Origin of the sequence: Komagataeibacter melomenusus, assembly GCF_013155395.1 — a bacterium.
Taxonomy (GTDB): Bacteria; Pseudomonadota; Alphaproteobacteria; order Acetobacterales; family Acetobacteraceae; genus Komagataeibacter; species Komagataeibacter melomenusus.
Map to the genome: position 1 here is coordinate 1 of NZ_JABJWC010000005.1, position 23,153 is coordinate 23,153.

At 61.8% G+C, this 23,153-nt stretch carries 16 protein-coding genes and 1 pseudogene; 6 read left to right on the forward strand and 11 right to left on the reverse strand.

Annotation, left to right across the window (positions count from 1 at the left end; all coding sequences use genetic code 11):
• Positions 1-811 (forward strand): annotated as a pseudogene (locus HNW77_RS03130) (restriction endonuclease); the annotation flags it as partial.
• 33 nt (positions 812-844) lie between these two features.
• On the opposite strand, the gene HNW77_RS03135 reads toward HNW77_RS03130, so the two are convergent.
• Entirely contained in the window at positions 845-1,717 is an 873-nt protein-coding gene (locus HNW77_RS03135; protein WP_276592046.1) for a hypothetical protein, read from the reverse strand.
• 398 nt (positions 1,718-2,115) lie between these two features.
• Here HNW77_RS03135 and HNW77_RS03140 point away from each other — a divergent pair, with 398 nt between their 5' ends.
• The 3 genes from HNW77_RS03140 to HNW77_RS03150 all read left to right on the forward strand — a co-directional run bounded on the left by HNW77_RS03140 (position 2,116) and on the right by HNW77_RS03150 (position 6,091).
• Positions 2,116-3,573, forward strand: coding sequence for an amino acid permease (locus HNW77_RS03140; RefSeq protein ID WP_172155331.1), 1,458 nt, complete (start codon positions 2,116-2,118; stop codon positions 3,571-3,573).
• A gap of 188 nt (positions 3,574-3,761) precedes the next feature.
• Positions 3,762-4,904, forward strand: coding sequence for a hypothetical protein (locus tag HNW77_RS03145; RefSeq protein ID WP_172155480.1), 1,143 nt, complete (start codon positions 3,762-3,764; stop codon positions 4,902-4,904).
• 293 nt (positions 4,905-5,197) lie between these two features.
• Positions 5,198-6,091 (forward strand): LysR family transcriptional regulator, encoded by an 894-nt coding sequence (locus HNW77_RS03150; protein WP_172155333.1) that lies wholly within the window; start codon positions 5,198-5,200, stop codon positions 6,089-6,091.
• Positions 6,092-6,197: 106 nt separating this feature from the next.
• On the opposite strand, the gene HNW77_RS03155 is transcribed toward HNW77_RS03150, so the two are convergent.
• The gene (locus HNW77_RS03155; RefSeq protein ID WP_172155335.1) at positions 6,198-7,112 is read right to left on the reverse strand and encodes a LysR family transcriptional regulator; all 915 of its coding nucleotides are present in this window, start codon (positions 7,110-7,112) and stop codon (positions 6,198-6,200) included.
• A 542-nt stretch (positions 7,113-7,654) separates the two neighbouring features.
• On the opposite strand from HNW77_RS03155, the gene HNW77_RS03160 reads away from it, so the two are divergent.
• Together HNW77_RS03160 and HNW77_RS03165 are read left to right on the forward strand one after the other, a co-directional pair.
• Complete coding sequence (locus HNW77_RS03160) at positions 7,655-9,808, forward strand: TonB-dependent receptor (RefSeq protein WP_241694262.1); 2,154 nt, start codon at positions 7,655-7,657, stop codon at positions 9,806-9,808.
• A gap of 72 nt (positions 9,809-9,880) precedes the next feature.
• Complete coding sequence (locus tag HNW77_RS03165) at positions 9,881-11,755, forward strand: CocE/NonD family hydrolase (protein ID WP_172155337.1); 1,875 nt, start codon at positions 9,881-9,883, stop codon at positions 11,753-11,755.
• Positions 11,756-11,930: 175 nt separating this feature from the next.
• Here the strand turns inward: HNW77_RS03165 and HNW77_RS03170 are convergent, their stop codons facing one another.
• The 9 genes from HNW77_RS03170 to rfaE2 all read right to left on the reverse strand — a co-directional run bounded on the left by HNW77_RS03170 (position 11,931) and on the right by rfaE2 (position 23,077).
• Positions 11,931-12,932, reverse strand: a complete 1,002-nt coding sequence (locus HNW77_RS03170) for an asparaginase (protein ID WP_172155339.1) — start codon at positions 12,930-12,932, stop codon at positions 11,931-11,933.
• 163 nt (positions 12,933-13,095) lie between these two features.
• Positions 13,096-14,364, reverse strand: a complete 1,269-nt coding sequence (locus HNW77_RS03175) for an acyl-CoA dehydrogenase family protein (RefSeq protein ID WP_172155341.1) — start codon at positions 14,362-14,364, stop codon at positions 13,096-13,098.
• Positions 14,365-14,520: 156 nt separating this feature from the next.
• Complete coding sequence (locus HNW77_RS03180; protein ID WP_408886755.1) at positions 14,521-15,747, reverse strand: MFS transporter; 1,227 nt, start codon at positions 15,745-15,747, stop codon at positions 14,521-14,523.
• 357 nt (positions 15,748-16,104) lie between these two features.
• Positions 16,105-16,236, reverse strand: coding sequence for a hypothetical protein (locus HNW77_RS17970; protein ID WP_257788376.1), 132 nt, complete (start codon positions 16,234-16,236; stop codon positions 16,105-16,107).
• 484 nt (positions 16,237-16,720) lie between these two features.
• Positions 16,721-18,397: an alpha-keto acid decarboxylase family protein gene (locus HNW77_RS03185; protein WP_172155343.1), complete on the reverse strand. Its 1,677-nt coding sequence runs from the start codon at positions 18,395-18,397 to the stop codon at positions 16,721-16,723.
• A 52-nt stretch (positions 18,398-18,449) separates the two neighbouring features.
• On the reverse strand, positions 18,450-19,790 hold the full coding sequence (locus HNW77_RS03190; RefSeq protein WP_172155345.1) for a B12-binding domain-containing radical SAM protein: 1,341 nt from the start codon (positions 19,788-19,790) through the stop codon (positions 18,450-18,452).
• A gap of 338 nt (positions 19,791-20,128) precedes the next feature.
• Positions 20,129-20,482 (reverse strand): immunity protein Imm33 domain-containing protein, encoded by a 354-nt coding sequence (locus HNW77_RS03195; protein WP_172155347.1) that lies wholly within the window; start codon positions 20,480-20,482, stop codon positions 20,129-20,131.
• Positions 20,483-20,493: 11 nt separating this feature from the next.
• Positions 20,494-21,642 carry an AGE family epimerase/isomerase gene (locus tag HNW77_RS03200; protein ID WP_172155349.1) on the reverse strand — a complete coding sequence of 383 codons (1,149 nt, stop codon included), beginning with the start codon at positions 21,640-21,642 and terminating at the stop codon, positions 20,494-20,496.
• Positions 21,635-23,077 carry a D-glycero-beta-D-manno-heptose 1-phosphate adenylyltransferase gene (gene rfaE2, locus HNW77_RS03205; protein ID WP_172155351.1) on the reverse strand — a complete coding sequence of 481 codons (1,443 nt, stop codon included), beginning with the start codon at positions 23,075-23,077 and terminating at the stop codon, positions 21,635-21,637. Before rfaE2 ends, HNW77_RS03200 begins: the two co-directional genes overlap by 8 nt.
• Positions 23,078-23,153: the final 76 nt, after the last annotated feature.

Consider the following 23,153-nt stretch of genomic DNA (forward strand, 5'->3'; position numbering starts at 1 on the left):
GCCCGTTATCGTGCAGAACCGGGAAACCCCGCTGCCAACCGACCTGTTTTTCATGACGCGCGGCTTCCAGAAACTCGGCTCGCTCATCCTGACGCTGATGCTCATGACCGGTGCCGGGTGGATCATGATGCGGGTGGTGCGCACGATCTGGCTCATGGCGCGGCGGCGCAAGGCCATCGGCACCTGCCTGAAACTGGCCGAGCGCCATCGCCCCATGCTTGCGCGCTGGTACCGGCAGGCCGAGAGTGACACCACCCCGCTGACCCACAGCCACACGCCATGGAACACGCATGTGGAACGCTTTACGCGCACCACTCTCCTGCCCGCGCTCGCGCGTGACGGGCAGAGCGCGCTGTGGCCTGCCATTCACAAGACGGTCTGCGCGCACCTCACCACGCTTGCTGCCAGCACCGCGCGCACACCCTCCGCCACCGTGCTGACACCTGGCATTTACCACCAGGAGATGAACCAGGCGGAATACGCGGCCTTCTGCTCGCAATGGATCGAAAAGGCGGGATGGGAAATCCGCCCCCCCGTGGCCACCGGCCTGGGCTCGGTCATCCATTGCAGCCGCAATGGGCTGAAAATGCTGGTGCATTGCTGGATCGACCGCAAGCCCGTGCATGATGACGTGATCTGGCAGGGCATAAAGGAAAAGACCGACAGCCGCGCGGATATCGGCGCCATCGTCTCCAACGCGCCCTACACGCAGGAAGCCCTTACGCTGGGCAAGAAACACCGCATTTTCCTGCTGCACCATGAAGACATCTACAAATTCGTCTCGGGCATTGAAGTGCCCGACGTGGCCTGAATGGCCTGTGCGCCCTGACCACCCGCGCCGCGCCTAATCGCGCGCCTGGTGAGCGGCCAGCGCGTTGAAGCACAGCGCCACGCCATCCGCCTGGGCCGGAGTGGCATCGAAAAAAGCCGTATCATCGGCCCGCTTCTGCCCGGTGATGCGGGTGGCGCAGTAATCGAACACCGCCCTGCTGTCATGCAGGCGGGCGCAGTTGAGCAGCCCGTCAAAGCTGACATAACCCGCATGCTCGCGCCGGCCCGTAACATAGGCCGCGCACTGCCTGAGCACCGGCGGCGCGATCTGGCGCGCCATGATGGCGGCGTAGGCTGATTCCTCACGCGCGGTGCAGGCCGCCTGCGTGTCATGCGCGTGATGGCGGGTGCAGTACTGCGCCACCGCCCCATGCAGGTAGCCGCTCTCGGCCGGGCTGTGCGCCCAGACCGTATCGGTGGCGCGGGTGTAATGGAAGACGGCAGCGCTCCGCCCCGCGCCAATCGTGCGGAACGGCACCACGCGCGAACTGCAGTAGAGCGTCATGTCATAATGTGCCTCGTCATCGCCCCGGGTGGCAAAATCAAGGTAAAGCGGGTTGAGCGGGGCCGCGCACAGCAGGTGCCCCGTGGGCGTGAGCGGATTCTGCCCGTATGCCACCCGGTAAAGCAGATGCCCGGCCCGACCGCCCGGATCGAGCGTGACGTCAAGCCGTTCGCCATTGCTGAAATCGATGCTGCTCTCCGACAGGCGCAGTTCGCCCATCTGCGTGGTGGTGGCCGCATCATCGGGGCGCAGCACGAAATACTGCGGCGCATCCTGCGCCAGTTCGCCACCATCGAAATGCTGGTTATCGGCATGGGCCACGACCGGGATGATGATGGCGCCGAGCACGCCCGCGATCAGGGCGACGGACCGGGCTCTCACGGGGCCAGATTCCTGTTCAGACATGGTGGGGCGGCTCCCTTTCATGATTAAATGTAGTGCATTTTGTGCTAAAGCTTTAAAATTTATGTTCATTTTTTAATCATAACGCTCTTATCAAGGCATCTTTGCTTGTCAGCCGTTAATGTGTCTGACAATGTTCGCGACAGAACAACTATTTGATGCTGCATGATATTTCTTTCTGTTTCTCCCCCACCGCACAGGATCTGCCCCTTGCAGACCGGATCTGTACGGGCCAGGCCACACCGTTCTTACCATTCAGAAAAATTGCATACTTTTTGTACATGGTTCAGGCCCGCCCTGAACCATGGCCAGCCGGAGCACCGGCGGGCGCCTTCCCTCACCCTCCCATCTGCGATGACCACGGCGGAGACAACAGCATGAGCATACCGGACCACGCGCAGGAAGACAGCACCCCCATTTTGCCAGCGGAAGATGACGAGGGCTATCACAAGGGCCTGGGCAGCCGCCAGATCCAGATGATCGCCGTGGGCGGCGCGATCGGCACGGGCCTGTTCCTTGGCGCGGGCTCACGGCTTCAGGCAGCGGGGCCTTCGCTGGCACTGGTCTACCTTGTGTGCGGCATGTTCTCGTTCCTGATCATGCGCGCGCTGGGCGAACTGGTGATGTACCGGCCCACCTGCGGCAGCTTCGTGTCCTACACGCGGGAGTTCCTGGGCGAGAAGGCGGCCTTTGTCGCGGGGTGGCTGTCGTTCATGAACTGGGCCATGACCGGCATTGTCGATATTACGGCAGTGGCGCTGTACATGCATTTCTGGGGCACGTTCGCCTTCGTGCCGCAATGGGTCTTCGCGCTCATGGCGCTGTGCGTGGTCACGACGCTGAACCTGGTGGGCGTGAAGTGGTTTGGCGAGATCGAGTTCTGGTTCTCGCTCATCAAGATCGTGGCCCTGTGCCTGTTCCTTGTCGTGGGCAGCATCATACTGGGCGTGCGCATGCCCGTGGGCGGCCACCAGACCGGCCTGCACCTGATTGCCGATAACGGCGGCCTCTTTCCGCACGGGCTGATTGCCAGCCTGCTGCTGGTGCAGGGCGTGGTGTTTGCCTATTCGGGCATAGAACTGATCGGGACCGCGGCGGGCGAGTGCGCGGATGTGCGCACTGTCCTGCCGCGCAGCATCAACAGCGTGATCTGGCGCATCGGCCTGTTCTATGTGCTGTCGGTGGTGCTGCTGGTCAACCTGCTGCCCTGGACCGCCTATCACGGGGGCACCAGCCCGTTCGTGACCTTTTTTGAAGCCCTCGGCGTGCCCGGCGTTGATACGATCATGAACATCGTGGTGCTGACAGCCGCCCTGTCGAGCCTCAACTCGGGGCTGTATTCCACCGGGCGCGTGCTGCGCGCCATGGCGCTCGGCGGCGCCGCCCCCGCGCCGCTGGCCCGCATGAACGCAAGCGCCGTGCCGGCCAACGGCATCCTGCTTACGGTTGCGGTGTATCTGGTGGGCGTGGTGCTCAATTACATCGTGCCCTCGCAGGTGTTCGAGATCGTGCTGAACATGGCTGCGATCGGCATCATCAGCACATGGGCCTTCATCCTGCTCTGCCAGATCAGGCTGCGCCAGGCGGTACGCAGCGGGCGCATGACCTCATCAGGCTTTGAAATGCCGGGGGCGCCCTTCACCTCATGGCTGACACTGGCCTATCTGGGCAGCGTGCTCGTGCTGATGCTGTTTGACTACCCCAATGGCACCTACACCATTGCCAGCATGTCGATCGTGGCCGTGCTGCTGGTGATCGGGTGGAAATACCTCAACCCCGCGCGCCCGGCCGCCCCGCATGATGGGCAGGAACCGCCGCGCATGACCGCACCGTAAAAGAAAACGGCGGGAGAACTGCCATTCTCCCGCCGCCTCACCGGTCTGTCAGCTTGAGGAGCACTGGCCTGATGTCCTGATCCCTTCCCTGCGACTGCAGTTCGTATAGCAGGCACCCGCACACTTACCCCAGAACCGATAAGACCCGGCATGCACTGCCATGCATGCAGGGACGCCCCGAGCAGGAAATGGCCGCAACCATGACTTCCCTGACACGCGCCCACGCCGCAAGGCTGGGCACCGCATCCATGCCCCGCGCCCTGACAGCGCGGGAAAAAGACACTGGTCGCCCCTTTGGAACAGCATCATACATTCCGCTATCGGAATCAATATTATTTGTTGCGATTCCATTCCTTATTGCCCTCGCGGGCCTTTCATCCGCGCAGGCGGCAGGCACCGGCAATGGCACGGCGGCAGGCTCGCAGGGCGTAAACGCGCCTTACCCGCAGTGGTATACCGGCTCGCTCGTCTCGCCCTCCGGCGCGCTGACCAAGAAGGGCGTGTTTGCGTGGGAGCCGTATTTTGCCTACAGCCAGCCTGTTGGCAACCTTGATAGCGTGGGGCGTGCGGCACCCATAAAGGACCGGGCGCACATGGTCTCGAGCTTTACGCTGTACAAATACTCCATCACCAATTCGATCAGCCTGCAGATGACGCCCACCATCAGTTACGGCTGGCGGCATGGCGGCTATGGCGGCACCACGAGTGGCGCCAAGATGGGCGACCTGCCGGTGGACGTGATGTGGCGCTACCTTGATGCCGACCCCAGGCGCTATATCCCGGCGCTCAGCCTGTTCGTGGGCGTGGCCTTCCCCGCAGGCGATTATACAAAACTGGGCCGCGCGGAAGATGGCGTGGGTACCGGCACCTATACCTTCCGCCTGGCACTGACGGAGCAGTCCACCTATACCCTGCCCGGCCACCACGAGTTGCGGCTGCGCACGTGGGGCACCTTTCGCCGCGCGCTGACGCAGGCGCATATTGCCGATATCAGCAGCTATGGCACCTCGGCGGGGTTTCGCGGGCTGGCGCATCCGGGCATGTATGGCGAGAGCGGATTCTCGCTGGAATATGGCATCAACCAGAAATGGGTCATCGCCATGGATCTGGCGCGCGACTGGGCCAATGGCGCGCGGGTGCGCGGCTATAATGCCCGGGGCAAATACCAGGACACGCTGGGGCAGGCCTCGGGTGACTGGGTGATCGCACCTGCGGTGGAATATAACTGGTCACCGCGCTTTGGCATCATCGCCGGTGTGACGGCCATCTTTGCCGGCCACAATACCGGGCAGGTCATCTCGCCGCAATTCGCCTTCAACAGCGTGTTCTAGGCTCCCGCCCCGCAAGCCCGGGCCGGGCCCGCGAAAGCCCGTCGGACCGCCATCACGGCGCATGGCAGCATGGCTGCCGTGCCTGAGGAAGCCGCCACGCGCCAGAGCCGGTTTATGGCCAGCGCGACAGGCACGCCCGCCCGTGCCCGCCACACATCGACACCTTGCATTAGCGAAACAGGTATGGCTAGCTTCGTGCATGGCACAGGGCGGATGCAGGCCAGCCTTCGCTCATGAGGCGCCATGCCTTGTCCATCCCTGTTTTTCATGGGTCAGGAGCCATACAGGGTCTGATGCAGTTTTCCTTCCGTCAACTCCAGATCATGCGGGCCCTGTATGAAACGGGCTCCATGCGCGCGGCCAGCGCGCGGCTGAATGTCTCCTTCGCCGCCATTTCCAAGGGGCTGAAGGAGATGGAACAGAAATATGGCTGCGCCCTGTACCACAAACATGACGGGCGCGTCGTGCCCACGCCGCAGGCGCGGCGCATCCTCATAACCGCCATCCGCCTGGATGACGAAATGCAGATGCTCGAACATGACCTGGCCCAGATCGGCACGGGCATGAACGAGCGTGTCACGATCGGCTATTCCACCGTGTCGCTCCAGCCGCTGCTGCGCCGGATCATTCTCGATACGAAAAAGAAGCACCCGCTGCTGACCATCAACGCCGTGCGTGACATCCGCATCCCGCTCCTGCGCCGCCTGCAGGCTGGCAGCATCGACCTGTTCTGCGGCGGCCTGACCGGGATGGACACCAAGAAATTCACGATCCATCCCCTGACCGACACACGCTACATCGTACTGGCGCACAAGACGTTCAACCTCACCCCCAAGCAGGAGAAGGACTGGCCTTTCCTGCTGCGCTGCCCGTGGCTGCTCCACACATCGGGGCTTGTCAACCGGGTCCATTTCAACAATTTCATCAGCAGTCATGGCCTGTCCATGCCGATGGACGTGCTTGAACTCGATGACAATACCTACCGCCCCGAGAACTATGACAAGAACCGCCTGATCTTCATGACCGAGGACGTGCTGGAAGAAACCTCATTCCTTGATCATTACAGGATATTACCCCTTGCATTTGCCAAGATGCAGGGCAGTTCCGGCCTGGTCTGGGCAAAGGGAGAGCACAGGCGGCCGGGCATAGAATACATCATGGAAAGCGTGCGCCAGATCATGGCCTAGAGCAATTCCACTGAACCCTGGCTCAGTGGAATTGCTCCAACTCATTGTTTATCGAGCATTTTCACCTGTTCGAATGGGTCCATTCAAACTGGATCTGCCCTGGCCCTTACCGGCTGTCATGATGCAGCAGGTGGACGGCATGGTCTATCACTGCCTGGGTGGCGGGCCGCGTGGGCTTATGCCAGGCCAGGCCGGTCGCGGCATGAAAACCCGGGAGCGGAATGGCAAGGCGCCGGAAACGCTGGTCCATGCCGAAGGCCCGGGCCGCGCCATCGGTGGTCAGCATCAGGCGGCCGAGGTCAATCTCGCCGCGCTCGAAGAACAGGCCATCGGTTTCAATGACATCAAGCGGAATGGCCTGCCCGATTTCAGACAGGTAGTTATGAAAATATACGGAATTGACCAGCCCGGGGCTTGGCAGCAGCCATGGGCGCGTGCCCAGATAACCCCAGTCATACATCTGCTCGGTGGTGATGGGGTCTTGTGGGTGGGCAAATATCACCATGTAGTCATGATAGATTTCCAGGCGTTCCAGCGCCGCGCTGGGCGGCAGGCAGCCAAGATGGCCTACGAATATATCAATCAGATGGGCGCCAAGATGCTGGAGCAATGTTTCCCTGCGGCCCCTGTAGGCCGATATCGTAACGTTTGGATAATGTTTTTTGATATCAAGCATCAGGCGTTGCAGGAACGGACGCAGGGCGGCCGTTGCGTACCCGATGGAAACCGTATCGGCCAGGACCCTGTGCGTGCGGGTGAAATCTATTTCCAGCGCCGCGAGTTCATCTTCTATCCGGCGCGCGGTTGCCAGCAGCAGGGCGCCCTTGCCCGTGGGGACAAGCCTGCCGTCATGGCTGGCCAGCAGGCTCTCGCCCGCAAGCCCCTCAAGCTCACGCAGGGACTTGGACACGGCAGAGGCTGACAGGCAGAGCCGCTGGCTCGCCCCCTCGCGGCTACCAGTTTCAACCAGCGCGATCAGTAACCTGAAATGCCTCAGGGCAATATGCCGGATCGCCGTCATGCCAGAATTTCTCTCTGCACCCGTTTCCCTACCGAGACATGATTCAATGTGAAGTTGAATTTATCAAACACTTTTTCTCTGGAATGAATTCGTAATGAAATGATTATAATCAGGCTCGGGTCGATGATTGTATTGAGGAAAGGGAGCATGAGCGCGCCCTGTCCACGGTAATCCATCCTGAATATTGAAATTGATACGTTTTTCTGAATGAACGCAAATGGACGGAGGCGATGATGTTCAGAATACCGCACAGGACCATAAACAGGCCGAAATATACAATAAGCCGGAAAGCGTGCTTACGGATTTTAATTCTGTCTTCCACGGCGTTTTATGGTCTGTGCAATAACCAGCACGCACGGGCCCAGAGCGTTACGCAGCATAAAACCCATACACCATCTTCTTCCGCCAAGCCGACGGCCACTGCCGCGAAGGCGCCCGCCGCCGACACGCCGCCCCCCGCCCCAAAGCCTGAACTCATTCATGTCAGCAAGGGCACGCCTTCTTCCAATGGCGTGACCAATACCACGCCAGGCGGCGGCCTCATGGCGCGACAGACCGTGGCGAAAAGCCAGAGCACCATTACCCGTGACTTCATTGCCAAGCAGTCACCCACCGCCAACCCCATTGCACTGGTCACCAACCTGCCGGGCGTGGTCTCATCGGGTAACGACCCGCTGGGCCAGTCCACCACCTCCATCTCCATGCGCGGCCTGAACCAGACGGAAATCGGGTTCCTTTACGAAGATATGCCGCTTGCGGATTCCATCAACTACACGCCCTACACGCAGTCGGTTGTTGATTCTGACAATATCTCCAGTGTTACGATCGACCAGGGCGCGCCTGACATTTCAGCGCCTGTCTATAACGATGTCGGCGGCCTGATGAAGATCTCGCTGCGTCACGCAGCGGACAAGATGGGCGGCCGCGCTGATTTCAGCTTTGGTTCCAAATCCCTCGAACGTGAATTCATCCGCCTCGATTCAGGCGATATCGCGCATACGGGCGTCAAGGCGTTTGCTTCCTTCTCCTCCACGAGCAACAACGAATGGCGTGGTTCGGGCCAGTTCCGCAAATACCACGTGGATGCCGAAATCCGTAAGGACTGGACGCCCGATACCAGCCTCGCCTTCATCTTTTCGTATGACAACTGGCAGCAGACCAACTACCGCCCCATGACCCTGAAGGCGTGGCAGAGTTACGGCATCAACTACAACTATGACAAGGATTATACCGTTGGCGACCAGAACTGGGCGGGGCTGAACAATTACGAACGGCGCTCCATGATGATGATGCTGCCGTTCAAGACGAAGCTTGCCAAGGGGCTGAACTTCAACTTCACGCCGGCCTATTCTAAATTCGATGAATTCTATCTGGGTGCGCAAAGCCTTTCGCCCAACGGTTCCTATTACGGCACGCAGCCAGCAGGGCAGTTGCAGGGACTGGGGGCAACCTACAATAACGGCAGTTCCACCATGGCGGAGGAAATCAACCCCGTTCCCCAGCAGAGTTTCTTCCTCAATGCGGGCCTGACCTGGAAGAAGGGCGTCAACACCCTGCAGGTGGGTTACGCTTACAACTACATCGATCTGCTTGAGCAGATCTGGTACACGGGCGTCGCCGCCAATGGCGGCATGCGCAATGTGGAGGGGAAATACCCCATCACGCTGGGCAATGGCACCCGCTACATGGAACTGGACCAGCATTTCCAGCACCAGATGAACAGCATCTACATCTCGGACACCGTCAAACTGCTCAACAACCGGCTCACGCTTAACGCGGGGCTCAAATACATCATGATCGACCGCACCATGGTCAACAACACGCCTGGCGCGATCCGTGACGCCGGTGGGTCCTACGCACAGCCGCTGCCGCAGTTCTCCGCCAGTTACATGATGACCAAGCACGACCAGATCTTCATTGACGGCACGACCGCCTATCGTGCACCGGCCTCGGTCGAGGCCTATGGCCAGTTGTTCAGCCCGGCGCATGGACAGGCGGCATCCAATTTCCAGAAAATGGCGGGTGAATATTCCATTGGCGAGGAACTGGGCTACCGCCATTACGGCCTGGTCAACGTCTCGCTCTCGCTGTTCAACTACAATATTACCAACAACCAGGTGCAGACCTATGTCACGCTGGGCAGCATGAACATTCCCGAGCCCGTGCAGAATGGTGGCAAGACCTCGCGCGGTGCGCAGATCGAGATCGGGCTGCGTCCGTGGCATCATTTCAGCCCCTATGCCTCGGCCCAGTACCTGCATGCCACGATGGATAACAATTACGTGGCGCAGGATGCCAATGGCAACCGCGTCGTGCTGCCCACCAAGGGCAAGGTCGCGGTCATGAGCCCCGAACTCGTCGCCGCCGTGGGCCTGGCCTACGACAACGGACGTTACTTCGGCAACTTCTCGTTCAATTATGTCGGCTCGCAGTATTCGACCTTCATGAATGACGAGAAAATTCCGGGCTACGAACAGGCCAACATGACGCTGGGTTACCGCCTGCACGATGTCGGTTTTGCCAAGCGCCCGCAGTTCCAGCTCAATGTCATGAACCTCGGGGCCAAGAACTACCTGTCCGGCATCCAGAGCGCCACGGCCACGTCAAAAGGCTATGGCACGGTCGCGGGCCATGCGCCGGTTTACTACGTGTCTGGTGGCGTTGCGGTCACGGCCTCCCTCTCCACAGGGTTCTGAGCAGGAGAAGGCCTGGCTCAACGCAAGTACCCGCCCATCGTGTTTTTGATAACCTTACCTGGAAGAGTATTCATGCGCCGTTATCTTCTTTTACTCAGTTGCGGTTTTGTCGCCCTGTCGGTGGGGAGCGCCCGCGCGGCGGCATGGCCGAGCGATGAAGGACGCGGAAGCTGCCGTGTCACCAAGAAAACCGATGTTCCCGCCACCATGCGCGATGGGGTGGTGCTGCGCGCTGATGTCTATACGCCCGATACGAAGGAGAAGGTTCCGGTCATCCTCATGCGCACCCAGTACGGCAAGTCGGCAGCGCAGGTCCAGCCCTCGCGCTTCCAGTCACCGGAATGGTTTGCGTCGCATTGCTACATCGTCGCCATTCAGGATATCCGCGGCCAGGGCAAGTCCGGCGGCACGTTCTATGAATACCGCAATGACCGTGACGACGGCTATGACGCCGTGGAATGGGCCGCCCGCCTGCCCGGCTCGAGCGGCAAGGTTGGCATGTATGGTTCATCCTATGTCGGTGCCACGCAGTGGCTGGCCGCCACGGCAACGCCGCCCTCGCTGGCCGCCATCGTGCCCTCCAACACCGGGTCGGACTATGGCAATGGCTGGACCTATGAGGACGGCGCCTTCCGCCTAGCCTTCATCGAACCGTGGATGATGGAGGATATCGGCTCCTCCGCCGCCGAAAACCAGGGCGACAAGAAACTGTCGCAACAGTTGTACCTGCAGGGCAAGAACCCCGCAGTGCTGATGCAGCAGCTGCCCTATTCCACGTTCACGCCCTTTACGGTCAATGGCAAGAATATCGCGCCCTATTTCTATGATGCGGTCAATCACTCCACATCCGATGATTACTGGAAGGCGTTCGACATCCGCTCACGCTACGGCAAGGTAAACGTGCCGGTACTGGCGTTTGATGGCTGGTATGATTCCTTCCTTGATGGCGCACTGGAAAATTTCAATGGCATGCAGAAGGAGGGCGGCACGCCGCTTGCGCGTGAAAACCAGCGCATCATCATCGGGCCATGGGAACATATCGGCTGGGGGCGGCCTGCGGCCGTGGTCAGCCCGCGCCTGAAGGCCATCGGCCCGGTCGCCAACAGCCCTGTCAACGAACTCATGATCCAGTGGTTCGACCATTTCCTCAAGGGGATGGATAACGGCGTGCAGACCGGCCCGCATGTCGATTACTTCACCATGGGCGAAAACCGCTGGCACAGCGCCACGTCATGGCCTGTTGCCGGCACGCAATACCAGAAATGGTACCTGGGAAGCGAGCACAGCGCGTCTTCCTCCATGGGCGATGGCGCACTGTCGCAGGAAAAAGGCGGCAAGCAGGCCAAGACCCAGACGGATACTTTCGTTTATGACCCCCACAACCCGGTTCCGAGCGTAGGCGGTCATTCCTGCTGTGCCTGGACGGCAGGCCCGCAGGGACAGTTCGACCAGTCTTCCATCGAACGACGGCCTGACATTCTGGTCTATACCAGCAAGGCTCTGGATACGCCGATGAACGTGACCGGACCGATTACCGTGGACCTGTTTGCCTCTTCCACCGCCAGGGATACGGATTTCACCGCCAAGCTGGTGGATGTGGCGCCCGATGGCACCGCAATCAACCTCAACAACGGGATTCAGGTTGCGCGTTTCCGCAATTCCCTGTCCACCCCGGAACTGATCACGCCAGGACAGGTTTACGAGTATCGCATCAAGGTCTGGCCCACCAGCAACCTGTTCCTCAAAGGGCATCGCATCCGGCTGGAAATTTCATCGAGCGACTACCCGCAATTTGCGCCCAACCCCAATACGGGCGAAAAATTCGGTGCATCCGACCGCATGGAAGTCGCAACGCAGACCATCTGGCATGACGGCAAGCATCCCTCCTCGCTCATCCTGCCGGTTATTCCTGTAACCACGGGCGACGATACCCCGCCCCAGCACTAAGACATCCTGCATGATCAGGCTGCGTGGTGTTCTCGACCCAACATCATGCAGCCTGTTTCCAGCACGACAGGCCCGATACGCTTCATGATGAATGCTGCCTTTTTTCAAAAGGCGGCATTTTTTGCACGCATGAAAAAACGGCTGAAACCGCAGTCCTGGCCGCCCTGCCCCGCATTCAGGGCCGGTCGAACAGGGCCTGAATGGCATCGGTATCCGCGCCCGTCATGAGTGCGAGCGCGAGCAGTATCCGCGCCTGCCGGGGGCGCATGTGGCCTGCCGCCAGGAGGCCGCGCTGGCACAGTTCGTGGCGCCGCACCACGCCGCCGCAATACCCGCTGCTGGCCTGCACCACCACAATGCCCGCCGCCACGGCTTCATCAAGTGCTCCATTCTCGGCAGGCGTGCACATGCCGGGCAGCATGCCTGCTGCAATGAGGCCACGCGCGCCTGCCTGCATAAAGGCGCGTATGCCCACGCCATCGGCCCCTGCATGGCTGTAGGTGATGTCAACGCGCGGGATCTCGCCGCCTGCGCCATAAGCGGGCGGCCAGCCGATATGGCGGCGATAGGCGGCGGTGCGCCCGAAGAACACCCGGTTGGCCTCGATCATGCCCAGCGGGCCGAAATCGGGCGAGCGGAAGGTTTCAAGCTGGTAAGTGGAAGCCTTGGTCACTTCCTGGGCGGCATGGATCTCGTTATTGGCCACCACCAGCACGCCGCGACCGGCTGCCTGCGGGGCCGATGCCACCAGCAGGGCGGCATACAGGTTGGCCGGGCCATCGGCGCTGATGGCGCTGGCCGGGCGCTGCGCACCCACCACCACGACCGGACACGGCACATCGAGCACCAGGTCGAGAAAGCAGGCTCCTTCCTCCAGCGATGAGGTGCCATGGGTCACGACCACGCCGCTCAGATCGGGCTGGCTGGCAACGGTCTGGTTGATGACGCTGGCCAGGTCAAACCACCGTTGCAGGGTCATCTCCACGCTGTCGCAACTGGAAAAGGGAATGCCCCGCACAGCAAAGCGCGCCCGCACGGCCTCGGGCAATGCCGCAAGCAGGTCGGCCCCGCCAAGGCTTGTGCCGATTTCGGCATAATCGACCGTATCACGCGGGTCCATCGCCTGGCGGGCAATGGTGCCGCCGGTTGATATGATGGCTATGACGGGTCGCTGCATTGCGTTCTACCTTCTGCTTCAGGCACTCTGGGCGCGATCAATCACGCGGGCAGGCCGTCTGTCAAACCCGTCAGGCAAAGTTCCGGGGCGCTGCCTTTTTGGAAAAAGGCAGTATTCCCCAAAGCTTTTTGCAAAAAGCTTTACCAAAAACTTTTATCGGTTTTTACTGATACGGCCCCGGTTCAGGCGCCCAGCCTGTCAGCAGGTTGCGGCCAATTTCAGCATTTTTCCAATCCACGGGATCATGCAGCGACAGGGTGCGGGCATCGCGCCAGTAACGGTCCAGCCCCTGTGCCGCATCCGTGCCTCGCGCCCCTGCCGCGGCCGGGGCATCACTGGCCGCACGCAGGGCCGCGCGCGTGGCAACCGAACGCGCGGCACTCGCCGCCATGGCGACCGTGGCGCGGGGCACTTCACCATGTTCGTACTGGTCAAGCAGGCGGCCTGCATGCATCACGCTGCACCAGGCGCCAGACAGATCGGCCCCGATCTCGCCGAGCAGGCGGCGCACATAGGGGTCCTGATCCGCGCTTTTTACGCCTGCGGCCCCCCATGGGCGGGCATGCTGCGGCACAAAGGCACAGACCGCCCGCAACGCGCCAAGGCCGATGCCGGTCAGGATGGCGCTGAAACCGGCCTGAAAGCGCAGCGCCACATGCTGCGGCAGGTCGGCATCCGGGGCCAGGGCATTCCAGAAATCATCGACCACGACATCCTCCAGCGTAACAGTGCCGGAATCGGTCGCGCGCTGGCCCATGCGGTTCCAGTCATGGTGAAAGCGCAGCCCCGCCGCCCCGCGCGGCACGAGGTCCATGCGCACGCCCGCGCGCACGCTCCCCCCAGCCTGCTGCGCCCGCACGGGATCAAAGGATGAGACCGCAACAAGATCCGCCCCCGATGCGCCGGTGGCATAGATCTTGCGGCCCGATATGACATGCGTGCCGCCTTCACCCGCGCGGGCCAGTGTCTGCATGAAACTGTCTGCCGTGCGCCCGTTCTCGGCCACGGCCATGCCCAGAATGGCGTGGTCATGCACGATGCGCCGTGCCAGCACGGGCCTGAGTGCGGCCGGAGCATAGACGAAAATCTCGCGCACCAGGTCATCATGCACCTTGTAGATCTGGGCAATGGCGGGGTCCGCCACAGCCAGGCGCAGCATGAATTCGAGCGAGAGTTCCTGCCCTACCCCCAGCCCGCCCCAGGCGCGTGGAACGGCAAGGGCCAGCACGCCGGTGGCCTTCAGCGCCGCCATGGCCTGATGCGGGTAGCCACCCGCGCGGTCACGCTGTGCTGCGGTGGGAGCGATGACGGTATCGATCACCGCCTGCGCCCGCAGCAGCACCCTGCCCGCTTCACCCTGCACGCGGCGGGCGGGAAACAGGTCGCCTAACAGCGGGGGCAGGCATGGGGCCTGTGCCGATGGAATGCTCATGCGCCACGATAGGAAGGATGGGGCGGCGCATCAACCATCCCCCTGATTTAGGAACTCTTTTAAAATAATAGACGTTTTTGGCTGCCCCCTTTTTTCAAAAAGGCGGCGTTCTTTCGAGGCTCCTGGCAAAAGCTTTACCGGAACCTTTTACACCCATCAGCCACCGGCCTGCCTGCGGGCGGCGGCGCGGATATCGCTCAGCGTCAAAAGCCAGATCACGAAGCCCCCCATGGCCAGGCAACTGCCCACCCAGCCCACGGACTCCCAGCCCAGCCCGGCGCTGATCGCCATGCCGCCCAGCCACGGGCCAATGGCGTTGGCCATGTTGAACGCGCTCTGGTTCATCGCCGCCGCCAGCGCCTGTGCATCCACCGCCACACTGAGCAGGCGCGACTGGATGACCGTGCCCAGGCCGCCGCCACAGCCGATCAGGAACACGATGGGCATCATGCTCCATACGGAATGCACTGCTCCGGGAAAGCCCGCGAGCGCTGCCGCATTGACCAGAAGTGTTCCGCCAATGGTGGGCATCATCTTGTGGTCAGCCGCCCACGCGCAGGTCATGGTGCCTACCGTCATGCCCACGCCAAATACCGCCAGCAGCACGGGCGTCATGTAGGCAGGCGCATGCGTGACCTCCTGCAGGATGGAGGCAAGATAGGTATAGACACAGAAGATGCCGCCAAAACCTACCACGCCAATGCCCAGCGTCAGCCACACCTGCCGGTTTTTAAGGGCGCGGATCTCGGTCATCGCGCTGGCGTTGGGGCGCGGCGGGTCGGTGGGCACAAAGCGCATGATGAGCAGCATGGTGCACAGCGCCAGCCCCGCAATCAGCACGAACGCCCAGCGCCACCCCACCAGCATGCCCAGCCCGTTGGCCATGGGCACGCCGCCAATGGTGGCGATGGTCAGGCCCAGCACCACGCGGGCCACGGCCTGCGTGCGGCGGTTTTCGGGCACGAGGGCAGAGGCGACAATCCCCGCCGTGCCAAAATAGGCCCCATGCGGCAGCCCGCTGATGAACCGGCACAAAAGCAGGCACAGGTAATTGGGGGCAAGGGCTGTCAGCCCATTGCCAATGACATAGAGCACCATCATGCCGATCAGCAGGTATTTGCGGCTGTACCTGGCGCCTAGCATGGCAATGAGCGGCGCGCCCACGCACACGCCCGCGGCATAGGCCTCGATGGCGTGCCCCGCCTGCGGCACGGTTACGTGCATGCCCGCCGAGATCATGGGCACGAGGCTCATGGCCGCGAATTCAGCCGTGCCGATGGCAAAGCCGCCAAGGGCGAGAATAAAGAAGATCAGGCCGGGACTGCCCACGTGGCGCACGGGCGCGGACGGGCCTCCACGGTCATGGATCATTGTCTGTGTCATGCCTATGCTCTGGATGATGGGCGTAAAACGCGCCGTTACACCCATGCTGACATGCCGACAAGCCCAGCTAGGCAATGTATTCCCCCCCCGCGTTGAAACCATGCGCGCAAAAGGGGCGGTAAACGCCTGATACGGTGTTTTGCGAAGATTTTTTTCCAAAACGCTTCGCCACAAGCGTGCTGGATACCGGTTCCGCGCCGGTGGCCCTTTCATGGGTGGGGCGGCGAAACACCGGGCACAAAAAAAGACGCCGCAGCGCCTGTGATGGTCATTCTCTTTTGCCTGCTGGCCGCCGGCCATTCCCACACGAAGGTGGGAATTCCGGCTGCAGGGGTATCAGGACAGAAACCCCAGGGCTCAGGCAGCGCGATCGGACACGATGGTGGCGATCATCAGGGCAGCGATCATGGGCAGGAAAGCAACCATGGTCAGGGAGGACATGGCGTCAACGGAGTGGGCAATCATGGTGCTGATATTTTCGATAAACATGTTTTCAGTTCCTTTGGTGTCGTGTTGGTGAGACGGAAGGAACACCAGAACCGAAATACTATCAATAAAAATTCTGGAACAGTTTGTGGTAACCAGCAGACCATTACAGTATCGGCACATTATTATTGTTCAATAAATACGCATGACCCCCGGGCTGCCCGGATCTTCTTTTCAATGGTCGGGAAGACAGTGCCGCGCAAAGCAGCATAATGGTCCTGCACCCCGCCAGAGGGAGGCAAGGACAGATTAAAATCTGTGCAAATGCACAAATTTTAATCTTCAATTATCACGATTTCGTGAACTATCTGGCTATCTAACAGGCCCGTTTTCGGGCCATGCCAGCCTCTTTCCGGCCACTTCAGGTGCAGGCCAAAAAAAACTGTCTTATTTTCAATAGCCTGCGCTGAAGCACCCGTCCAGCATAAAAACAGGTCATTTTACCCCGAAGGCAAAAAAGTGACCTGCCTGTGTGCAGCCACCCCGATCAGGTCTGGTCGGGCAGATCGATTCCATAATCATAGCGCCGCACCGCCGCCCCCATTTTGGCCATGCCTGCCGGGGCATCCATGGGGGTGAACAGCACCTCGATAAAGTTCACGCCCTTATGGGCCGCCGCCTGATCCAGCGCGGTTTCGAGTTCATCCATGCTGGCCACCCTGAACGCACGCGGCGCCCTGTCCGGCCCAAAGGCACGGGGCAGGTCGGCATAACGCCAGTTGGCAATGTCGTTATAGGCCGATTGCGGGCCAAGGATCATGCGCTCGATGGTGTAGCCACCATTATTGATGAGGAAGATGGTAATGTTGGCCTCATGGCGCAGCAGGGTGGAGAGTTCCTGCACGGTCATCTGAAAGGAGCCATCGCCGATAAACAGCACATGCCGCCGTTCGGGGCGGGCAAGGCATGCGCCAAGGCTTGCGGGCAGCGAATACCCGATCGCAGCCCATACCGGCTGCACCAGCAGGCTGCACCCCGCGGGCAGGCGCGCATGCAGCATGGCTGCCATGGAGGAGCCGTTATCGGCCACCACCACATCACCCGGTTGCAGGAAGGATTCGACCCGCTGCCAGAACGGGGCCTGCGCCCAGCCCGCCCCCGCTGGCGGGGTTGGCACGGGCGCGGTCGATGCGGCACTACTCCGTTCGGGCCGGGTCATGCGCACGCTGGCCAGGCGCTGGTACACGCTATCAAGCAGATCGGCAGCGGTAATGCCCTGAATGTTCTCGCCATTGCAGGTCATGCTGAAGGGCTGCACGTCGATCATGGCGCCCGGCGCGATCTGCTGCGAGAAATAGCCCGACGTGGAATCAACAAACCGGACCCCCAGCGCAATCACGCAATCAGCGGCCTGCACGTAATCCGCAACAGCCGGGGCGGAAGCCGCCCCCCCATATTGCCCGAGCCATTCAGGCCCGGATTCAGGCAGCAGCGTGCGCGCGGTGGACAGGGCGGCATAGGGAATGCCGAAGGTGGTGCACAGCGCCTGCACGCGTTCGTGCAGGCCGTACTGGCGCACCATGGCATCAACCAGCACCACGGGCCTGCGGGCCTGGCTGATGCGCTGGACCACCTGCTCCGCCGCGCGGGCCAGCAGGCCGGGGTCGGATACCGCGGCGACCATGGGCGGCGGCGGCACGTCAACCGCCACATAGCAGATATCGGAGGGGAACTGGATATAGACCGGGCGGCGCAGCGCCTGCACCGCCTGCAGCACGCGGTCGGTCTCGGCCACGGCGGTTGCGGGGTTGAGCCGCGCGCAGGCCACCGTGAACTGCCGGTAGCAGTTCAGCACGTTGTCATAATTGCCATCGGCAAGGGTGTGGTGCACCAGCGCGCGCGACTGGATGGCGTGCCACGGCGGCATGCCCGAAATCACGACCAGCGGTACGCCCTCCGCACTCGCCCCCGCCACGGCGGAAAGGCATGACAGGTCACCCACCCCGTAGGTGACCAGCACCGCCCCGATGCCCGCCAGCCGCGCATCGCCATCGGCCGCATAGGCTGCATTGAGTTCATTGCAGGTGCCGATGAACGCAATGCCCGGCGTGCGCTCGATGAGTTCGAGGAATTCAAGATTGTAATCACCGGGGACGCCATAAATACGCGAAACACCAAGATGCCGGAGCCGGTCCAGCAGCATACTACCGATTGATCCGCGCATGCCGTCTTTCCCCTATCTGTTGCCACCTGCGCCGAAATTGGCGCAGACGGAGTCAATAGATATCAAAATCATTGTTTCCGGTGGATGAAAAGGCCATACGGCGTTCCGTCATGTTCAGGATCCATGATGACATGTCCGATCGCGTGCGCGGGAACGGCAGGCGATGCACCATCGAGCGCATGCTGTAGAATTTGCGGTACATGCCCTGGATGCGCTGCTCCATCTGCCCCGGCGTGCAGTTCTTGGGCCAGATATGGCAGACCTGGCCGGGCCAGCGGTCGATATCCTCGGGGTCGATGATGCGGCCCGCCTTCTTCATCCGCTCGAACAGGGCCGTGCCCTTGGTGGGGGTCAGGATATTGAAGTAGGCGGCTGGCACCTTGTGCGCCTCGAGGAAGGAGAGGGTCGCCTCGTACACATCGGGGTGCTCGTCATCATAGCCGAAGATGAAGTTGAGCGAGTAGCTGATGTCGCGCCTGCGCAGGTTGTCGAACATCTCGCCATAGCGGCTGGCCTTGTTCCAGCCTTTCTTCATGCCCTGGAGCATCTCCTCGTCAATGCTCTCGATGCCGATATTGACGTGCATGACCCCGCTGCGCTGGGCCAGGTCGAGAAAGTTCGTATCAAGGCACAGGTTGGACGACCACAGCGTGGACCAGCGGATCCTGAGCGGCACCAGCCCTTCCATCAGTTCCATGGCGCGGCTTTTCTTGCCGCCGAAATTGCTCTCGCCAAAGAAGAAGTGGCTGCCCTTGTCCTTGATGCGCTCGAGTTCGGCCACCATCTGGTCCACCGGCCGCCAGCGGAAGCGCCCGCCAAGATAGAACCGCTCCGAGCAGAAATCGCACACGAACGGGCACCCGCGCGAGGACTGCACGGCAAATGTGCGGAAGGGGCCGAACTTCTTCAGGTCCAGCAGGTCGTAGCGGGGCGGCGGCAGGTCATTGAGTTCCTTGAGCGGGGTGGCGCGGTAGATCTTTTGCAGCCGGTCGGCCGCCGCGTCCTCGAGCATGGTGCGCCAGATGGGCTCGGCCTCGCCCACGCCCACCGCATCGCAATGTTCGGCCGCCTCCTCGGCATAGAAGAACACGTGCGGCCCCCCCATGATGACCTTGACCCCACGCCTGCGGAACTCGGCTGCGATGTCGTATGCACGGGGGGAATGCAGCGTCCAGGCGCTGAGTGCCACCACATCGACCGGCACCTCGAAATTGATGTCCTCCAGTTGCTCGTCCAGCAGGGTGACGGTCCATTCACGCGGCGTGAGGGCTGCAAGGTAAGGCAGCGCCAGCGGCACCATCTGCCGCCGCTTGGTCTTGAAAATGGTCCGGTCGGTCTTGGAACGGTAATGCGATGGCTGGATGATCAGCAGCTTGAGATCTGCCTTGGACATGCTTCAACTCCATGGCCCGGGATGTGAAGGAAATATGCTGGATAAATAACTGTCAGGCATATCGTACGATTTTTGTCCGCCATGTCCACCACGCGCAATAAACACGATTGCATTCACACGCAACCATATAGAGCATACATATTTCATATATCAAAAATTTGCATGATTATTTACTGAACAGATTATTTATTACTTATTTATTATTTGAATTGTTTTACTTACTGCAAATCGCAAGGACTTAACTTAAATCTGGCCACATATCAGGTTTAAGCCTGCTGCATGCCTGTGGCCCCTGCATGCAACAAAGGCCCGCTCCCTGTGGAGCGGGCCTTGCAATGTCACTCGATTTCAGGATGCGCGTTGATCCACACATCCTCGTAATCTTCGGTAATCAGGAAGCGCCAGCCGGGTGCCAGGCCCAGATAGGGGATGACCAGCGCGCACCAGTTACCGATATGGCTGGTATGGAGCGGCACGAAAAAATCGACGTCGTCCGATGTTTCCTCGCCTGCCCATATGTACCAGCCGCTCGTGCCATTTTCAGGTTCAAGGCGCACGCCATTTATGGGCCGCAGGGCTGTCCTGACATTGCGGGCAATGCCCAGCTTCAGGTGCCAGCCACAATCCAGATAGGGCGCCTTGAACCGCGCGCATGTTTCGGCCTGGATGGCCTCATAGGGGTGATCTGCCATGGCTGTTACCTTCAACCGATTTCACGCACGGCGCCATAGATGTGGTACAGCGAACTCGCGGGCATGTAGCCATCAAGCGGCGTACCATCCGCCCCCAGCCGGTCAAACCAGCCGCCGCGCAACCGGGGCGGCACATAGGCGCGCGCAAAACGGGTGCAGGCTGGCGCCAGCAGTTTTTGCGCCACCCCATCGCCCCCTGCCGCGCGGCGGGCAAGCTGGCGGATGAATTCGGTCTGCTGCCAGATGCGTGTCGTGGCCTCGAGCGGCGCGCCGTGGTCGGTCACCGCATCGCACACGGCCAGCGTGTCGGGGCAGACGCCGTGGCGCATGCCAAATGCATGCAGCTGCGCCGAGGCCTGCATGAAGGACGAAGCAGCTCCCTCCCCCGCAAGGCGGGCATATTCCGCCAGCAGCCAGGCCCATTCAAACACATGGCCCGGCTCGGTCCTGTTCTGGCCCAAAGGCGCGCCTGGCTGCCATAGCGGCGTGAACAGTTCACCCACAGCACCACCAGGCAGCATGAAATGCCGCATGCCCAGCATGGCAAGGGCACGGGCGTGACCGAGATACATTTCCCCACCCCCCACCTCGGCCAGCGCGAGGAAGGCTTCAAGCAGGTGCATGTGCGGGTTCTGACGGCGAAAACCATCCTGCCCCGGCACGGTATCAAGATAGCCGCCGGGCTGCGATGTGCCGAACAGGGTGGTGATTTCATCCACCGTCTGCCGTGCCGTCTCCAGCCATGTCCGCTCGCCCGAGAGCCGATAGGACCATGCGCAGGCATAAAGAATGAACGCATGGGCATAAAGATCGCGCCGCGTATCCGCCGGGGTGCCATCGGGGGCCAGCGAAAAGACCCAGCCCGGCGCGCCATCCGCCCGCCAGTAACGCTGGCGCACCTGCGCCATGCAGGCCAGCGCCGTGGCCCCGGCAGCGCTATGGCCATCATCGGCGGCCCGCACATAGGTCGCGATCTGGCGGGCCTGCACCATGAGCCGCAGGGCGGGCGGGTTGCACGGCACGCCGTCAAAGCCCAGCCGCTCATGAAACAGCCGCCGCGCGGGGTCGAAGCCCGCATCGATCCATAGCGGCAGGGCGGCCTGCTCGAGCCACCCCTGCAACCCACCGCAAGGCTGCGCGCCCACGGGCCGCTCACCCATTGGCCTGCCCCGCGGCGCGCCGGACCAGCGATGTGGTCGAACGGCCATCAATCAGGTCAATCAGGGCCACGCGGCCACCATAACCGCGCACGAAGGATGCGCCCACCACTTGGTCTTCCGTATAGTCGGCCCCCTTGACCAGCACGTCAGGCCGCAGGGTTCTGATGGCCTCGATGGGCGTTTCCTCATCAAACAGCACCACCAGATCCACATCGCGCAGGGCGCCAAGCACGGTGGCCCGCGCCTGCTCATCCTGCACCGGGCGCGATGGCCCCTTGAGGGCTGCCACCGAGCGATCGGTATTGAGTGCGACCACCAGCCTGTCGCCCTGCCGGGCCGCCCCGCGCAGCAACGCGATATGGCCGGGATGCAGCAGGTCGAAACAGCCATTGGTGAACACGATGCGCGCGCCGTGGCGCCGCCAGTCCGCCACGATGCGCGCGGCCTCGTTCAGGCTGACAAGGTTGCCGTGGCCGGTGGTTTCCCCGTTCAGGGCCTGTTGCAGTTCGTGGCGCGAGACGGTAGCGGTGCCATGCTTGCTGACCGAGATCGCCGCCGCCGTGGTGGCGATGACCACCGCCGTCTCGAGCGGCAGCCCCGCCGAGAGCATGGTGGCGATGGTGGCCACCACCGTATCGCCCGCGCCGCACACATCAAACACTTCCGAGCGCCGGGCCGCGACATGCCGCACACTGCCCGCCTGCCGCCACAGCGACATGCCCTGCTCGGAGCGCGTGACCAGCACATCACCACCAAACTGGCTGCCAGCCGCGCGGGCCGCCACCTCCACCTGCGCATCCGTGCCGGTGGGCAGGCCGGTGGCGCGGCTGATCTCGGCACGGTTGGGCGTAATCAGCCCGGCCCCGGCGTAAATGCCGAATGTCGCGCGCTTGGGGTCCACGATCACGGGCACGCTGGCCGCCGCCGCCCGCGCCATGATGCCCCGGATCACCTCATCGGACAGCACGCCCTTGGCGTAATCCGAGCACACCAGCACGCGCGCGCCCGGCAGGGCCGCATCAACGGCGGCGAGCAGGCGCGCATTGGTCTCGGCGCAGAAGGGGGTGAGAATTTCCTCGTCAATGCGGATGATCTGCTGCTGCCCGCCAAGGATGCGGGTCTTGGTAATGGTGGTCCAGGCGGGGTCCACCACCCATCCGGTCGTGTCGATGCCGGGCCACGGCGCCAGTTTTTCACGCAGGGTGCTAGCCGCGCCATCCACGCCCACCACCCCGATCAGGCTGACCGGAGCGCCCAGCGCTGCCGCGTTGGCCGCCACATTGGCGGCACCGCCGGGTGTTGCATGCTCGCGCGCATGCAGCAGCACGGGCACCGGGGCCTCGGGCGAGATCCGGTTGACCGAGCCGGTAATGTAACGATCCAGCAGAAGATCACCCACGACAACAATCCGGCCGGGTGTGAGTGTATCAATCATCCATGATCCATCAGGACAGAAAAAAGGCAGGCGCACGCGCTACCGCAGCAATAGGATATGGCGGCGTATCTGTCAC

Excerpts from the sequence above, each read along its gene's own strand:
- HNW77_RS03140 (WP_172155331.1), top strand. The coding sequence starts at position 2,116 with ATGAGCATACCGGACCACGCGCAGGAAGACAGCACCCCCATTTTGCCA.
- HNW77_RS03190 (WP_172155345.1), bottom strand. The coding sequence starts at position 19,790 with ATGTCCAAGGCAGATCTCAAGCTGCTGATCATCCAGCCATCGCATTAC.
- HNW77_RS17970 (WP_257788376.1), bottom strand. The coding sequence starts at position 16,236 with ATGTTTATCGAAAATATCAGCACCATGATTGCCCACTCCGTTGACGCC.
- HNW77_RS03160 (WP_241694262.1), top strand. The coding sequence starts at position 7,655 with ATGGCGCGACAGACCGTGGCGAAAAGCCAGAGCACCATTACCCGTGAC.
- HNW77_RS03175 (WP_172155341.1), bottom strand. The coding sequence starts at position 14,364 with ATGAGCATTCCATCGGCACAGGCCCCATGCCTGCCCCCGCTGTTAGGC.
- HNW77_RS03200 (WP_172155349.1), bottom strand. The coding sequence starts at position 21,642 with ATGGGTGAGCGGCCCGTGGGCGCGCAGCCTTGCGGTGGGTTGCAGGGG.
- HNW77_RS03150 (WP_172155333.1), top strand. The coding sequence starts at position 5,198 with ATGCAGTTTTCCTTCCGTCAACTCCAGATCATGCGGGCCCTGTATGAA.
- HNW77_RS03195 (WP_172155347.1), bottom strand. The coding sequence starts at position 20,482 with ATGGCAGATCACCCCTATGAGGCCATCCAGGCCGAAACATGCGCGCGG.
- HNW77_RS03170 (WP_172155339.1), bottom strand. The coding sequence starts at position 12,932 with ATGCAGCGACCCGTCATAGCCATCATATCAACCGGCGGCACCATTGCC.
- HNW77_RS03145 (WP_172155480.1), top strand. The coding sequence starts at position 3,762 with ATGGCCGCAACCATGACTTCCCTGACACGCGCCCACGCCGCAAGGCTG.
- HNW77_RS03165 (WP_172155337.1), top strand. The coding sequence starts at position 9,881 with ATGCGCCGTTATCTTCTTTTACTCAGTTGCGGTTTTGTCGCCCTGTCG.
- HNW77_RS03185 (WP_172155343.1), bottom strand. The coding sequence starts at position 18,397 with ATGCGCGGATCAATCGGTAGTATGCTGCTGGACCGGCTCCGGCATCTT.
- rfaE2 (WP_172155351.1), bottom strand. The coding sequence starts at position 23,077 with ATGATTGATACACTCACACCCGGCCGGATTGTTGTCGTGGGTGATCTT.
- HNW77_RS03155 (WP_172155335.1), bottom strand. The coding sequence starts at position 7,112 with ATGACGGCGATCCGGCATATTGCCCTGAGGCATTTCAGGTTACTGATC.
- HNW77_RS03180 (WP_408886755.1), bottom strand. The coding sequence starts at position 15,747 with ATGACACAGACAATGATCCATGACCGTGGAGGCCCGTCCGCGCCCGTG.